This is a genomic window from Vibrio fortis, assembly GCF_000695685.1.
GTDB lineage: Bacteria > Pseudomonadota > Gammaproteobacteria > Enterobacterales > Vibrionaceae > Vibrio > Vibrio fortis_A.
In genome coordinates this window covers 347,769-361,453 of the sequence record NZ_JFFR01000033.1, presented here as the reverse complement: position 1 = coordinate 361,453, position 13,685 = coordinate 347,769, and the positions used below count along the sequence as shown (strand labels likewise).

14 protein-coding genes are annotated in these 13,685 nt (G+C 46.0%); 7 read left to right on the top strand and 7 right to left on the bottom strand.

What is annotated here, in order from left to right; translation table 11 throughout:
• Window positions 1-54: 54 nt before the first annotated feature.
• Together VFDL14_RS00270 and VFDL14_RS00275 are read left to right on the top strand one after the other, a co-directional pair.
• Entirely contained in the window at window positions 55-1,398 is a 1,344-nt protein-coding gene (locus VFDL14_RS00270; RefSeq protein ID WP_032553783.1) for a glutamine synthetase family protein, read from the top strand.
• 17 nt (window positions 1,399-1,415) lie between these two features.
• Complete coding sequence (locus VFDL14_RS00275) at window positions 1,416-2,891, top strand: Na+/H+ antiporter NhaC family protein (protein ID WP_032553781.1); 1,476 nt, start codon at window positions 1,416-1,418, stop codon at window positions 2,889-2,891.
• Window positions 2,892-2,972: 81 nt separating this feature from the next.
• On the opposite strand, the gene VFDL14_RS00280 is transcribed toward VFDL14_RS00275, so the two are convergent.
• Together VFDL14_RS00280 and VFDL14_RS00285 are read right to left on the bottom strand one after the other, a co-directional pair.
• The gene (locus VFDL14_RS00280; protein WP_032553779.1) at window positions 2,973-3,353 is read right to left on the bottom strand and encodes a DUF4345 family protein; all 381 of its coding nucleotides are present in this window, start codon (window positions 3,351-3,353) and stop codon (window positions 2,973-2,975) included.
• An 11-nt stretch (window positions 3,354-3,364) separates the two neighbouring features.
• On the bottom strand, window positions 3,365-4,306 hold the full coding sequence (locus VFDL14_RS00285; RefSeq protein ID WP_032553777.1) for an SDR family NAD(P)-dependent oxidoreductase: 942 nt from the start codon (window positions 4,304-4,306) through the stop codon (window positions 3,365-3,367).
• Between the two features lie 114 nt (window positions 4,307-4,420).
• Here VFDL14_RS00285 and VFDL14_RS00290 point away from each other — a divergent pair, with 114 nt between their 5' ends.
• Both VFDL14_RS00290 and VFDL14_RS00295 read left to right on the top strand, forming a co-directional pair.
• The gene (locus VFDL14_RS00290) at window positions 4,421-5,344 is read left to right on the top strand and encodes a LysR family transcriptional regulator (RefSeq protein WP_032553775.1); all 924 of its coding nucleotides are present in this window, start codon (window positions 4,421-4,423) and stop codon (window positions 5,342-5,344) included.
• Window positions 5,345-5,484: 140 nt separating this feature from the next.
• Window positions 5,485-6,108, top strand: a complete 624-nt coding sequence (locus VFDL14_RS00295; protein ID WP_032553773.1) for an esterase/lipase family protein — start codon at window positions 5,485-5,487, stop codon at window positions 6,106-6,108.
• 58 nt (window positions 6,109-6,166) lie between these two features.
• Here VFDL14_RS00295 and VFDL14_RS00300 read toward each other — a convergent pair whose 3' ends face one another.
• Window positions 6,167-7,141 carry an arginine deiminase-related protein gene (locus tag VFDL14_RS00300; RefSeq protein WP_032553772.1) on the bottom strand — a complete coding sequence of 325 codons (975 nt, stop codon included), beginning with the start codon at window positions 7,139-7,141 and terminating at the stop codon, window positions 6,167-6,169.
• 433 nt (window positions 7,142-7,574) lie between these two features.
• Here VFDL14_RS00300 and VFDL14_RS00305 point away from each other — a divergent pair, with 433 nt between their 5' ends.
• On the top strand, window positions 7,575-9,425 hold the full coding sequence (locus tag VFDL14_RS00305; protein ID WP_032553770.1) for an ABC transporter ATP-binding protein: 1,851 nt from the start codon (window positions 7,575-7,577) through the stop codon (window positions 9,423-9,425).
• A 240-nt stretch (window positions 9,426-9,665) separates the two neighbouring features.
• Here the strand turns inward: VFDL14_RS00305 and VFDL14_RS00310 are convergent, their stop codons facing one another.
• Both VFDL14_RS00310 and dmeF read right to left on the bottom strand, forming a co-directional pair.
• A complete protein-coding gene (locus VFDL14_RS00310; RefSeq protein WP_032553769.1) occupies window positions 9,666-10,082 on the bottom strand; it encodes a MarR family winged helix-turn-helix transcriptional regulator in 417 nt (138 codons plus the stop codon).
• 9 nt (window positions 10,083-10,091) lie between these two features.
• The gene (gene dmeF, locus VFDL14_RS0123580) at window positions 10,092-10,997 is read right to left on the bottom strand and encodes a CDF family Co(II)/Ni(II) efflux transporter DmeF (RefSeq protein ID WP_032553768.1); all 906 of its coding nucleotides are present in this window, start codon (window positions 10,995-10,997) and stop codon (window positions 10,092-10,094) included.
• 203 nt (window positions 10,998-11,200) lie between these two features.
• On the opposite strand from dmeF, the gene VFDL14_RS00315 reads away from it, so the two are divergent.
• The gene (locus VFDL14_RS00315) at window positions 11,201-11,908 is read left to right on the top strand and encodes a hypothetical protein (RefSeq protein WP_032553766.1); all 708 of its coding nucleotides are present in this window, start codon (window positions 11,201-11,203) and stop codon (window positions 11,906-11,908) included.
• Between the two features lie 84 nt (window positions 11,909-11,992).
• On the opposite strand, the gene VFDL14_RS00320 is transcribed toward VFDL14_RS00315, so the two are convergent.
• The gene (locus VFDL14_RS00320) at window positions 11,993-12,481 is read right to left on the bottom strand and encodes an Lrp/AsnC family transcriptional regulator (protein WP_032553765.1); all 489 of its coding nucleotides are present in this window, start codon (window positions 12,479-12,481) and stop codon (window positions 11,993-11,995) included.
• Window positions 12,482-12,764: 283 nt separating this feature from the next.
• On the opposite strand from VFDL14_RS00320, the gene VFDL14_RS24805 reads away from it, so the two are divergent.
• Entirely contained in the window at window positions 12,765-12,935 is a 171-nt protein-coding gene (locus VFDL14_RS24805) for a hypothetical protein (RefSeq protein WP_167332363.1), read from the top strand.
• A gap of 116 nt (window positions 12,936-13,051) precedes the next feature.
• On the opposite strand, the gene VFDL14_RS00325 is transcribed toward VFDL14_RS24805, so the two are convergent.
• Window positions 13,052-13,294 (bottom strand): hypothetical protein, encoded by a 243-nt coding sequence (locus VFDL14_RS00325; RefSeq protein WP_032553764.1) that lies wholly within the window; start codon window positions 13,292-13,294, stop codon window positions 13,052-13,054.
• Window positions 13,295-13,685: the final 391 nt, after the last annotated feature.

The following is a 13,685-nucleotide window of genomic DNA, read 5'->3' as shown; positions in this document are numbered from 1 at the left end:
TGTTTATTTTTTGTTGCTTTAGATTTGCTGTACAGAGGCTAGTTGGAGAACTCAATGGAATCGTATCTACAGGAAGTTAAAAATTTTCGACAAAAATGGCCCAACATCGAGTTTGTTGATCTCATTTTCACCGATATCAATGCCACACCAAGAGGCAAAAGAATCCCAGTCAATGCGCTAGAGAAGCTAACTAAAGGGGTGGCACTACCGCTGTCTACTATTACTCTCGATACTAAAGGCAATGTGGTAGAGAGCGCAGGGTTGGGTGAAGACTTAGGCGAGCCGGATAACATTTGTTTCCCTGTTGCTGACACATTGATGCCAACAGCAAAAGAGTCAGTCGGCCAGATACTGTTAAGTATGATGGATGAGACAGCAGAGCAACCAAGTCCGCTATTCATTCGTAATATCGTCGAAGACATGCTCGATAAACTGCACGCTAAAGATCAGTACCCATGCGTTGCCTTAGAACTTGAGTTCTACCTCATCGACAAAAAACGTGGCGAGATGGGCGCTCTGCAAACCGCCATTAACCCAACCAAAAAGTCACGTGAGAAAGATACCGAGGTATACGACCTAGACGGCCTCGATGACTACGCAGATTTTCTCTCCGATCTTAACAAGGTCGCCCAAGAACAAGGGTTAAATACCTCTGGTGCACTCTCTGAATCCGCACCGGGGCAGTTTGAGATTAACTTCAACCACTCAAAAGACGTGCTCAAAGCGTGTGATGAAGTGATCATCGCTAAGCGTCTTATCCGCCAGATTGCCCACCAGCACGGTTTTGATGCCACGTTTATGGCTAAGCCATTTGGCGATCAAGCCGGTAATGGCATGCACATTCACCTTAGCTTGGTGGATGCACTCGGTAACAATCACTTTAGCCAAGCCGATGGCGAAGCCAGTGACCTCTTTTATCAAACCATGGCCGCGATGTTGGCTCAGACATCCGATTCCATGGCATTGATTTGTCCTAACGTAAACTCTTACCGCCGTTTTGTCCCTGGCGCTTACGTACCTACGAAAGCCGATTGGGGAGAAAACCACCGTGGTGTTGCGATGCGTGTGCCCATCAGCGATAGTAAGAATCGCCGAATAGAACATCGTATAGCAGGAGCTGACGTTAACCCTTATATTCTCGCTGCAGTAGTACTTTCCGCGGTATTAGCGAGTGAAAACTATACCAAAGACCAATGTCCTAAAGCCCTCAGTGATGATGCAATTGACCTACCGCTGCGTATGTCAGAGGCACTCGACCAGCTAGAACGCAGTGAGCTGGCTCCGTACATCTCTAGAGACTTTATCGATTTATATTTAGCTTGCAAACGGAGTGAACTCGCCGACTTTGAACGCGAAATCACCCCATTAGAAATCGAATGGATGTTGCACTCAGCATAAATAAAGGAAATATACGTATGACTACGCAAACCAAGGCGTTGGACGCGCCGCTGAAGATCAACACTCAACACATCATGGTATCCCTATTGGTGGTGGCGACGTTTGTGTTCTTCACTGCAATCGGATTGAACCACCAAGAAGGAGAGGCTTACGGGTGGATGAGTTTGCTTCCGACGGCTCTGGTGTTGGTGTTCGCACTGACAACGCACCGCACCGTAGAAGCGCTGTTTAGCGGCACGATTGCAGGTGTGTTACTACTAAACCCAGCTGAAGCAGTGGAGCAGATCGTTGGCATCTCTATGGATGTGATGATGAACGAGACAATTGCATGGATCGTGCTTGTTTGTGGTCTGATGGGCGGCTTAATTGCGATTCTTGAGAAGGGTGGCAGTATCTTAAGCTTCTCTGATATGCTGGTGACTAAGGTTAAAAGCCGTAAGCAATCTATGCTGATGACCTTCTTCCTAGGTATTCTGATCTTCATTGATGATTATCTAAACGCGATTGCTATCTCCTCTTCAATGAAAAAGATCACGGATGGCTACAACATTTCGCGTGAGAAACTCTCTTACCTAGTGGATTCGACCGCGGCACCTATCTGTATTCTGGTTCCGATTTCAACTTGGGCAATCTTCTTTAGCTCACTGCTTGAAGCGAATGGCGTTGCTGAAGCTGGCCAAGGCATCAAAGCATACATCGAAGCGATTCCTTACATGGCTTACGGCTGGGTAACATTAGCAATCGTACTTCTCGTTGCAATGGAAAAACTGCCTGACCTAGGCGCAATGAAGGTCGCTGAAGAGCGCGCGAAGAATGGTCAAGTTCGCCCAGATGGCGCAACAGATATCGACTTTGGCGCAGACATCTCAGCACACACTAACCCAACCATGGGCCTAATCAACTTCCTACTGCCAATGGTAGTATTAGTTGCAGCGAGCTGGTACTTTGGTATCGATCTACTAGCCGGTGTGTTTGTCGCAATCATCTTCACTATCTGTTTCTACGGTGTGCAGCGTCTGATCTCGATGAACGACATGTTCGAAGCGGTCTACGACGGTATCAAGGTGATGTTGTTGCCACTAGCAACGGTAATCGGCGGCTTTATGCTTAAATCGGTTAACGACTCTCTGGGTGTAACTCAGTATGTAATCGAAACGGTGAGCCCTTACCTATCAGCATCTTACTTCCCTGCGATCATCTTTATGATCACTGGCGCGCTGGTATTCGCAACGGCATCATCATGGGGTACATTCGCTGTAGCAATGCCAATCGTATTGCCACTTGGTGAACAGCTTGGCGTACCACTGCACCTTACTGTAGCGGCGCTACTATCAGCATCAGCGGCGGGCAGCCACTCTTGTTTCTTCAGTGATTCAACGGTTCTGTCAGCACAAGGCTCAGGTTGTACATCAATGCAGCACGCGACAACTCAGTTCCCGTACGCACTGATCGGCATCATCGCAACCGCTATCTTCTTCCTAGTGATTGGCTAACAAGCAAAACGAGCTTAATTAAAAAATCCGAGTGTTTAACGACACTCGGATTTTTTACATTACTCGTCACCGGAAACTTGTTCAGTAAAAGCCGCCATGTTTCATGTGCACAAAAAGCAAGATAGAGGCGATCACCAGCTCTAGAACCAATGGCGGAACGACCGCTTTATCGAATCCATCCAGAACCAGACCGACCACTCGCCCGGCCGCGACAGCCAACATCACCACTGCAACAAAGAAGTAGCCATCGGTGTCGTTATTAAGAAGTCCAGTCGCGATAATATAAACGCTTGCCAAAAATAGGCCGCCCATTACTGAGCGGATCGTGTTCATACCCGCCTTACCAATCGGCTCCAAAGAGAAATTTGCCAACATTTTCTTAGGTGCAAACATCGACATCATGCCAAGCCCAGTCAGCATCAACGCAATCACGCCAACCAATGTATTCATTACTGTATCCATTATATCTCTCCTTATGCTGGTGTTTTCGCTGTTAAAAACTGTTGAATCGCTTGATACGCGTTGTCTTGTGCAGAACTGTTGTTAAATAGTGGCTCCAGTGTCACTTGGTCGATCACAGGCCCTGTCGGAGAACCGGCTCGGCTCGCGTAAAATCGGCCACTCTCAAAGCTTGGATTAAACAAGCCTTCTAGGTAACGCTTGGCGCCTTTCTCGACACTGTGCATCATGCCAAATAGTGGCATCACGGTTCCGCCCACGTACTTAAAGAACACCTTTTTCAACAGTGGCAAATCGTCCATACCATTGGTGCCAGTCGTGCCGCCCGGGCTGATGGTTACAAAACGAAGGTGCGGATGCTGTCTCGCCATCGATGACATCCATAGAGTGCCAGTCAGTTTAATGGTGCCGTAAACATCCAACGGATCCGCGTTTGAACCGAATTTACTTCCGTCTGCAATTGACGAGAATTCCTGTACCGAGGTGTCCTTTAGCTCAGGCTTAGCAACACCCATTCTTGGTACACCGCGTGCCGTCTCTGAGCCCGCATAAAGAACGGTCGACGTAACCAACTGCTTTTTCACTAGCTCTTCTACAAGTACTACATGGCCCAGAACATTCGCGGCAAAGATAGTGGTCACGCCATCTTCGGTCAGCTGATGTGGTGTTCTTCCCCCCGTACCGCCAGCATTCAGAATCACTGCATCAACTGGGGATTTCATTTGCGAGACCGCCTGTTGCACAGAATATGACTCGGAGACATCAAGTAGTAAAATCTCGAACAAATCTTTGCCTGTTGCTTCAACCAGCTTTCTTTTCGCTTCGTTCGCTTTCTGTTGGTTTCTGCAACCCAAGTAAATCTTCTTTATGCCACTTTGTTGAGCCAACTGGCGCGCTGCTTCAAAGCCTAAGCCAGCGTTGGCACCCGTAATTAATACACTTGTTATTGAGTTCATCATGTTCCCTTCTCGGTGATGTTTAACGTGTAATTAAGCTAACATGATTGAAAAATGGACTGTATATAGGTAAAAGTGGACACTGTGTTTCAAAAATGAACCATAGGCAGAATTATGCTGAGCAATGAGACTTATACATTTAACTGGGATGACCTGAAGATCTTTCTCGCGGTGGTGCGCAGCGGAACACTGCGTGGGGGAGCCGAGAGCATCAAGATCAATCACACCACGCTCACCCGTCGCCTGTCAGTCATGGAGGAGCAGATTGGTAGTCGACTGTTTGACCGCTCCAAGCAAGGCTTACAGCTCACTCAGATAGGAGAAGAACTGCTCCCATACGCTGAGCGCGTCGAAGAGGAGATGGTCGCAGCATCACGCATGATCATTGGCAAAGACAGTGAGCCTGTTGGCACCGTTTATGTCTCTATGCCTCATGGATTGGCGATGACCTCGATCATGGATGACCTAGCACTCTTTGCTGAGCGTTATCCAGATATCACACTTAATCTCAATTTCGGTAACGACATCGCTAACTTGAGCCGTCGTGAATCAGACGTCTCGATTCGCATAGCCAATGAAGTTTACGACGACGCCGTAGGTCGACGCTTGGTGCAGATGTCGCAAGCCGCCTACTGCACCCGAGAATACGCGGAGAAAGTAAAAGACAACGCTGGCGAAGGGCTACACTTTATTGGATGGCACGAACCAGAGGGTGATGTCAGTGCTCAGTGGCTAAAAGAGAGCTTCTACCCAAAAGCCACACTTAAACACCGAGTTTCGGAGCTGGTCCCGTTGATAAATTTAGCCGCTTCAGGGCTTGGTATGGCTTATCTCGCATGCAATTTAGGTGACAGGCACCCAAACCTTGTACGCGCTCCATTTCAAAAGCCGCTACCCTATCGAAGCATCTGGTTGTTGCTCCACACAGACCTGCGCCGCACAGCGAGGATTCGTCGCTTTGTCGACTTTCTTGGAGAACAGATTCAGTCACGTGAGAACGAGTTTTGGGTGACAGGAACCGTGGCAAAAGTTGATTAAACAAATCATGAATAACACCTCGATAAAACCACTCATGTAGTGGCTTTTTTCATACTCGATTTTCACTCTGTTGCTGCCGATTTATATTGAGTTTATTTAGGCAAATAAATACACTGAAGAGAGCATTACTCGGAGGTGAAATGAACAATAAAAACAAGCACATAATATTAATTCACGGCCTCTATATGCCTGCATTGATCATGCAGTATCTAGATAGAAACTTTAAAAAGCGCGGCTTTCAAACTCACAAGTTTGCCTATAACTCTTTGCGCTTTCCATCCGCTTCCAAGCGATTGAATCGATTTGTCACTGCCCGTTTTGACGAAAATGATGAGGTCTACTTCTTTGGACACTCACTCGGTGGCTTACTGATTCGTCACTACTTCAAACATTATCAGCCCAAATTTGCCGATACTTGTATCATTACCGCGGGCACACCGCACAACGGTGCAACCATAGCCAAAACGCTCTCTAATCATGGACTAGGATTCATTTTTGGTTCAACTAAACACATCCTCAATGATGGGCTTGGCGACTATGACAACGACGTACCGATTGGGGTTATCACTGGCACTTATGATGCAGGCGTAGGTAGAATCGTACTGGGAAAGAATCATGGCGATGGCACGGTAACACTGGAAGATGCCAACCTAAAAGGGGCAACCGACACCTGCGCTCTCAACCTCAATCACACCGCTTTGGTGTATTCGAAAGAAGTGGTGCAGCGATCCAGCCACTTCATTGAGCATAAAAGCTTTCGTTAAAAGAGTTCAGATAAAAAAAACCACTTCATCATGAAGTGGTTTTTTAATTGTTTGCAAGTTACAGGCGATTCACTCTGGTAGGTAAGAATACCTCACCAAGCATGCAGCGTACTGAGCCACCGCCGATATCTTCGATGGTCTTCACGTTGAATGGCAGCAGTTTACCGTGCGTCGCTAGCTGAGCGCGTTGTGCAGGAGAAAACGCATCAAAAGCCGACTGTGACATTGCAATCACTTTATCGCCATTCACGGTTTCAAGTTGAAGGATGTTGCCACAGAAGCGGTTCATCTGATCAATCGAAATCGAGATCACTTGTTTGTCTTTCGCAAGGGACTTCACGACAAAGCGACGCTCGAACTCTGGAATTACTTCATCACAGATCACGCAGAAGTTATCACCTATCGCCATCATCACATTGGTATGGTAAATCGGGTGGCCGGAAGGCAGAGCCGTTTGGAAAGAAACCACTCGCGAATAACCGATACGCTTGGCGTAGTCTTCCAGTACTTCTCTATCACAGCGTTGAGAAAGGGCTGCATAGATGGTTTTGTTGATGTGGTCGATCACCATTACGCCAGTACTTTCAAGGTAAGCACCCTGCTGCAAGTAAGACTCAAGCGTGTCCACATGGTTTACGATACGACCAGATGCTTCAAGCGCTTCGATGAGAGCATTAGGCTTCACTTCATGTTGGCGGTTTTCACACGCCATTGGGAATGTGTATAGGCTGCCGTCGCTAACAGTACTAAACCAGTTGTTTGGGAAAACCGCATCCGGTGTTTCAACACCAAGCTCAGGATAATCAAACTCGACTACTTGCACGCCTTCTTTGCGAAGTACCTTCACCATTGCCTTAAACTCAGCCATGGTTTGCGACTTTACTTCTTCTTGAGTCAAGTTAACGCGCTGCTGAAATTCATTGTCACGCGCGGTCTCTTCATTAAAACGAAACTCTTTAGGTGGCACCATCACTACACAGTTTGCATTTTGTACATTCGTTGTTTGTAGTGATTTTTCATGTAGGTTTAACATCTCAACTGTCCCTATCTGGAATTTACCCGCTAATTGTAAACAGGTTGTTACGAGAAAAATCACTGAATTATTGATAATTTCATTAGCTAACCTCAATAATTCCTGCCAAACACCCGATCCTCCCTAATTTTTACTGCACTACCTTGAGCGCCACCCTCTACTCACTTATCGCATCCTATTCGAACAGTAATATGACGCTAAGTGTCAGTTTTGGTTACAATTTAATCCAATTAGCGTTAGGATAGCCCTGTTGCATAACACGTTGATCCCGCGGCAGTCAGTCAACGTCTCATTTCACATCAACCCTAACTCATTAAAAAATAACTATGATTTCGCTTATCGCGTTGTCATGGACTTGTTTTACTCGTGATCTAAAATCACCACAATAATTACAACTTTGCACACAGATGCAGAGGTTGACTAAGGGAAATCTATGTTTAAGAAATTTGAAGGCTTTACCGAGGCCTTCCCAAAAGACGAACCAATACAGCCCCCAAGCGGCATATTGGCTTTTTGTCGACATTACACACGTGGCTTTGAAAAACCATTACTGCTTCTCGGCTTAATGAGCATGACTATCGCCATCATCGAGGTTGCCCTGTTTGGCTATATGGGCCAGCTCGTGGATTGGTTGTCGACCAGTAATAAAGAGACCTTCCTTGCGGATAATCAATCAACATTGATTGGTTTAGGGGTTCTGTTATTGGTCATCATGCCAGTTATGATCGCGATATATTCTCTGTTGCTTCACCAAACTTTACTGGGCAACTACCCAATGTCGATTCGTTGGCTTGCCCACCGCTACCTTCTCAAGCAGAGCCTCTCTTTCTATCAAGATGACTTTGCAGGGCGTGTCGCAACTAAGGTGATGCAAACATCATTGGCCGTTCGCGAAACCGTGACCAAAATGGTCGATGTATTCGTCTATGTGACAGTCTACTTTACGGCAATGCTATTCATGTTGGCTGAATCCGATTGGCGCTTAATGGCACCAATGCTGATCTGGCTGTTCGTCTACGTCGGTATTCAGCTGCATTTTGTACCTAAGCTAAAAGATGTCTCTTCTGAACAAGCCGATGCGCGTTCACTGATGACCGGTCGAATCGTGGATAGCTACACCAATATTGCGACGGTTAAGCTCTTCTCACACAGCAAGCGTGAAACGGAATACGCTGAAGAGGGAATGGAAGGCTTTCTAGACACGGTTTACCGTCAAATGCGTTTGGTGACTGGCTTTAACGTGTGGGTTGAGTTTGCTAACTACCTACTGGTTTTCGCCATCGCAGGTATCTCGATTTATCTATGGTTAGATGACGCGATCACCGTTGGTGCGATCGCTATCGCGGTCAGCTTAGCACTGCGTATCAATGGTATGTCTAAGTGGATCATGTGGGAAATCGGTGGCCTATTTGAAAACTTGGGTACCGTTATTGACGGCATGAAAACGCTGGCTAAACCAATCGCTATCGAAGACAAGCCAAACGCGGAGCCATTGCAAGTGCCTCAAGGTGGCATTCACTTTGATAACGTGAGTTTCAACTACGGTGAGAACAAAGGGGTCATCAACAACCTTAACCTCAACATCAAACCGGGTGAAAAAGTAGGTCTAGTAGGTCGCTCTGGTGCGGGTAAATCAACGCTGGTTAACTTGCTGCTTCGCTTCCATGACGTTGAAAAAGGTCGCATTCTGATTGATGGGCAAGAGATCGCAGAGGTTACGCAGGACTCGCTGCGTAGCAACATCGGTATGGTGACACAAGACACCTCACTACTTCACCGATCAATCAAAGACAACATCCTTTACGGTCGTCCAGATGCGACTGACGAAGAGTTGTATGCAGCGACCAAGCAAGCGCATGCTCATGAGTTCATCGAAACCCTAACCGACCCGTTCGGCAACTTAGGTTACGATGCACAAGTGGGTGAGCGTGGTGTGAAACTGTCAGGGGGTCAGCGTCAGCGTATCGCGATCTCTCGTGTACTTCTGAAGAATGCACCGCTATTGGTACTTGATGAAGCGACATCTGCACTCGATTCTGAGGTAGAAGCAGCAATTCAAGAGAGCTTGATTGAGCTGATGGAAGGTAAAACGGTGATTGCGATTGCGCACCGCTTGTCGACTATTGCAGCAATGGATCGCTTAATCGTACTAGACCAGGGCACTATCGTTGAAGAGGGCACGCACCAAGAGCTCATTTCACAAGATGGCATCTATGCTCAACTGTGGAATCATCAAACAGGTGGCTTTATCGGAGATGATCTGGAACAGGCATCCAACGCTTAAATTGTATGCAATTTTAAATATGCGGGGCGATTCACACTAATTTGTTAGATAGTCGTAAATTGGGCGTGGCAGAATGTTATGTCGTAATTATATAATATGACTAACAGACAAAGACGCTTCGCTTGCGCGTTCTGGAATAAGGCTAGACTTCGGGGGGAGGCTAGCCTTTTTTATTGGCTAGCTTTTTTACTAACTGGCTTTTTATTAACTCGCTTTTTTGTTAACTGGCTTTCTTGTTAACTAGAACTTGCGATTCATTTTCTCTAAGCATGCTGTCAAAACCTGCGTCTCTTCCGAAGAGATGCCACTGGTTAAGTCATTCACTAGCTCTAGGTGTAACTGGTTGTGCTGGGTATGAATCGCTTGCCCTGCTGGTGTTAAGTCAACCACGATGGCGCGTCTGTCTGTAGGATGCTCGCAGCGCTTCACTAACTCTGCTTTCACTAACTTTTCAATCTGAACCGTCAACGTTCCCGTCGTAATCCCAAGCTTTTCAGACAGCTCTTTCATACGCAGAGCACCATGAACACCCAGTACTTCGATGGTGTGTACCTGAGCTAGCGAATAGCCCGTCTCTTTCACAACCGATTGCTCCCAAGAAGACATCTTGTCGTAGAATTCGGTAATAAGCTGACTTAGGTGTTCAAGGTTTTGCATGACAAATGACTAATTTAATTCAAGAGTAAGATGATTAATCTTATCAAACTTCGCCAGCCGTTGCCTAAAGTCATTCACGCTCAAATCACCATTTGATTGCAGCGCAATGGCTGCCGAATAGTGATGACCACTGATTCTCCATATGTGCAGATCGATCACCTCAGCATCCGGGGCAAGCTCTTCAATAATCTGCTGGCGATAGTTTGAGTCAATGCTTTCGTCTAGCAGGATCGGGCTCGTCTGTTTAAGCAGGTTCATTGTCCACTTTAAGATAACGACGGCACCGACCATACCCATAATCGCGTCTAACCAGTTCCAGCCGTAGAATTTGCCAAACAACAACGCGACGATCGCCAACAAAGAGGTGAGCGCATCGGCCAACACATGCATATACGCAGCTCTGAGGTTGTGATCATGATGATGGTGGCTGTGGTCATGGTCGTGATGGTCGTGATGGTCGTGATGGTCGTGATGATGATCGCCCAATAAGAACATACTCGCCACATTCACAGCCAAACCGATACAAGCCACCACTATCGCTTCATTGAACTGGATAGCTTGAGGGTTTAGCAAGCGATGCACCGACTCAGTAAACATCAACAAAGCAACAATACCCAGCGCAATAGCACTGGTGTAGCCACCCAACACACTTACTTTCCCCGTACCAAATGAAAATCGGTCACTGCTTTCATGCTTCTTCGCATAGCGATAAGCAAATAGCGTGATACAAAATGCGGCAGCGTGAGTCCCCATATGCCAACCATCAGCCAACAACGCCATGGAGCCATATACCATCCCTGCCCCGATCTCCACCACCATAGTGACTACGGTTAACAACAAGACATAAAAAGTCCTTCTTTCACCCGTTTGGTTACGGGCAGAAAAGTGGTGTGAATGCTTAACTTGAGGGTTCATCGTTATTCCATTTTAGTTTGATAATCAAATTACTTGCTTATCAATGTAGTTTGACTATCAAACAAAGTCAACGATCAAGCTATGATCCACGGCAAGCTAAATTTCATGATTAGCCTAGATCCATGAATAAGCTTGCTGCTTTCTATTTGTTTCTTTCCTGATTTTTTTTAAAATGCGCGCAAGACTTAATCTAGAGAACAACTATGAACAAGAGTGTTATCACTAACGCGGTGGCTTTAGCTCTGCTGGCTGCGGGTTACTTTACGGCTAGCCAATACTTACTTTATGCGGGCCTATTCGCATTTTCTGGCGCGATTACCAACTGGCTTGCCATTCACATGCTGTTTGAAAAAGTGCCGGGATTGTATGGCTCAGGTGTGATTCCAGCTCGTTTCGAACAGTTTAAAGCGGCCATCAAGCAGTTGATGATGGAACAGTTCTTTACCGAAAGTAACATCGACCGCTTCTTGAGCAGCGAAATGGCCGGCGGCCAGTCGCTGAACTTAGAGCCAGTGATCAAGAAGATTGACCTTAACCCTGCGTTCGATTCCTTGGTCGAAGTGATCGCCAACTCTCAATTTGGCGGGATGCTCGCAATGCTTGGTGGCACAGAAGCACTTCAACCGCTGAAAGAGCCATTTGTAGAGAAAATGCAGACTTCTATCATTGAGATTGGCCAAAGTGACACTGTGAAAAATGCCCTCAAAGAGCAGTTTGAGTCTCCTGCAATGATGGACGAAATCAAAGAGAACATCGAAGCGATCATCGACCAGCGCTTGAGCGAGCTGACACCAAAGTTGGTAAAAGAGATGGTACAGAAAATGATCAAAGAGCACCTTGGCTGGCTTGTGGTATGGGGTGGTGTTTTCGGTGGCGTAATTGGCGTTATCTCAGCGGCTATCACTCTATAAACCGTAAACTCTCTCCTTTAGAACGCAAAATGGAAGCCATGTGGCTTCCATTTTTTATATCCCATAATCAGAGCGAAAACAGAACTAGCCCAAGGTAGAGAGCAATTCAGGGTTCACGCCAAAGCCCTTTTTGTGCTCTTCAATAACCACTTCGCTTCTTGTCTGTATCACGCCAGGTAGCGTACCAAGCTTAGTCGACATAAACGACTGATACGCCTTCATATCTTTAACTCGTACTTTGATCATGGTGTCGAAGTCACCAGAAAGCGAATAGCACTCTTCAATCTCAGGCATCATTTCCACAGCCTGTGCAAACTTATCAAAAATAGAGAAGCTGGTCTGATCAAGGCGGATATGGATAAACACCTGCACATCAAGCCCAAGTTTCTCAGAGCACAACTCGGCGTGATAACCAGTAATGTAGCCCTCTTTCTCGAGACGCTTTAAACGATCCGAACATGGAGAAGTGGTGAGGTTTACCTGCTTAGCCAGTTCAACAACCGGCAGTCGGCCCTTCATGTGCAAGATTCGTAGTATCTCTTTGTCGATACGATCCAATTGGTGTTGAGGCATAACATCTCTATAAACAGTCTCAATATAGGGTGAGTATATTCCATGCTTGACCAAAACCTGCAGAGCACGGCTCACAGAATTTAAAACAGGTCGACAACACCACATTTACAAGGAAGATATAAAGAGAATTGGCCATATTGACAACTTATAAATTCAGTTTCAGACTGTTAATATAATGTTATAAACTTGACCTTTTTAACAAATAAGTTGAGCTATAGAGAAAAGTATCTATTGAGGGCTGTGTGAATAATAGATTGCACAGAGAGAAAGGATGACTCTATATATGAAAACACAAGAAATCGCATACAAACCTTACGGCATTGGCTTATGGACTCGAGCAACCGTATCTAAAGACGTCGCTCAAGCACTTGCAAACGAATATTCAAGCTACGGCTGGGAAGTAAAACTAGATGGCTTTCTCGTTGAACCAGAAGGCATAAAGCAAGCCGCTTAAGCACATCAAACCTCCTACATGGAGGTTTTTTTATTGCTAATCTCGCTACTTTCTTCGTCTTTAGCTTTATGCTTCTTTTAAGATTTGCCGTTCGGCTAGGTATCTACAGCGAAAAGCTAAGCTAACCCGACTTGCGGAGCAACACTTTCGCTCTCTTTCTTAGGAAGCTCTTCTGCTCGGCTGTTGCACGTTCTGCAGAAGTGTTGAACTTCCATATCATAGTACTGAGTGCCACTGAACAGTTTTGAGGTAAGCAATAACATACGACCTGATAAGGTTTCCGGTGCGATCTCACAGCGCTTCATGATCGACTTGTGGTGAGTGGTTTTCTTACACGTTTTGCAATATAGATCTGGCATACCTTTATCCTATCCGGCTTGTCCTCATTACTGACAATTGACATATCATGTCCAATTCAGTTCAAACATTCACCGTATGATTTATAAAAATGAGGGCTAAGTTCAAAAAAACACCGTATCGGTAAACGGTTTTTTGAAGCAAGGCGAGCTTAGTCTTCATTAAATCCTATGAAAAACTCAGTCACAAAGCGGCGATAATTTACAATGTAAACTTGCTCAGAAAGTCATCGCAAAGACAATTCTAATTCGCCATTCTGTTAGTTTGAGACATCTGCCATGCATTCTTTTGTTGAGCTTTTAAGAAAAGACAATGAGCTCAGAGCGATAAACCAACCACAGCTTTCTATCGCCTCTCTACGAGCGGTGTCTTGGGGAGCAAGGTTGTGGTGGC

Coding starts and splice junctions, on each gene's coding strand:
- VFDL14_RS00305 (WP_032553770.1), top strand. CDS start 7,575: ATGTTTAAGAAATTTGAAGGCTTTACCGAGGCCTTCCCAAAAGACGAA.
- VFDL14_RS00325 (WP_032553764.1), bottom strand. CDS start 13,294: ATGCCAGATCTATATTGCAAAACGTGTAAGAAAACCACTCACCACAAG.
- VFDL14_RS00280 (WP_032553779.1), bottom strand. CDS start 3,353: ATGGATACAGTAATGAATACATTGGTTGGCGTGATTGCGTTGATGCTG.
- VFDL14_RS00275 (WP_032553781.1), top strand. CDS start 1,416: ATGACTACGCAAACCAAGGCGTTGGACGCGCCGCTGAAGATCAACACT.
- VFDL14_RS00270 (WP_032553783.1), top strand. CDS start 55: ATGGAATCGTATCTACAGGAAGTTAAAAATTTTCGACAAAAATGGCCC.
- VFDL14_RS00320 (WP_032553765.1), bottom strand. CDS start 12,481: ATGCCTCAACACCAATTGGATCGTATCGACAAAGAGATACTACGAATC.
- VFDL14_RS00310 (WP_032553769.1), bottom strand. CDS start 10,082: ATGCAAAACCTTGAACACCTAAGTCAGCTTATTACCGAATTCTACGAC.
- VFDL14_RS00300 (WP_032553772.1), bottom strand. CDS start 7,141: ATGTTAAACCTACATGAAAAATCACTACAAACAACGAATGTACAAAAT.
- dmeF (WP_032553768.1), bottom strand. CDS start 10,997: ATGAACCCTCAAGTTAAGCATTCACACCACTTTTCTGCCCGTAACCAA.
- VFDL14_RS00285 (WP_032553777.1), bottom strand. CDS start 4,306: ATGAACTCAATAACAAGTGTATTAATTACGGGTGCCAACGCTGGCTTA.
- VFDL14_RS24805 (WP_167332363.1), top strand. CDS start 12,765: ATGAAAACACAAGAAATCGCATACAAACCTTACGGCATTGGCTTATGG.
- VFDL14_RS00290 (WP_032553775.1), top strand. CDS start 4,421: ATGCTGAGCAATGAGACTTATACATTTAACTGGGATGACCTGAAGATC.
- VFDL14_RS00315 (WP_032553766.1), top strand. CDS start 11,201: ATGAACAAGAGTGTTATCACTAACGCGGTGGCTTTAGCTCTGCTGGCT.
- VFDL14_RS00295 (WP_032553773.1), top strand. CDS start 5,485: ATGAACAATAAAAACAAGCACATAATATTAATTCACGGCCTCTATATG.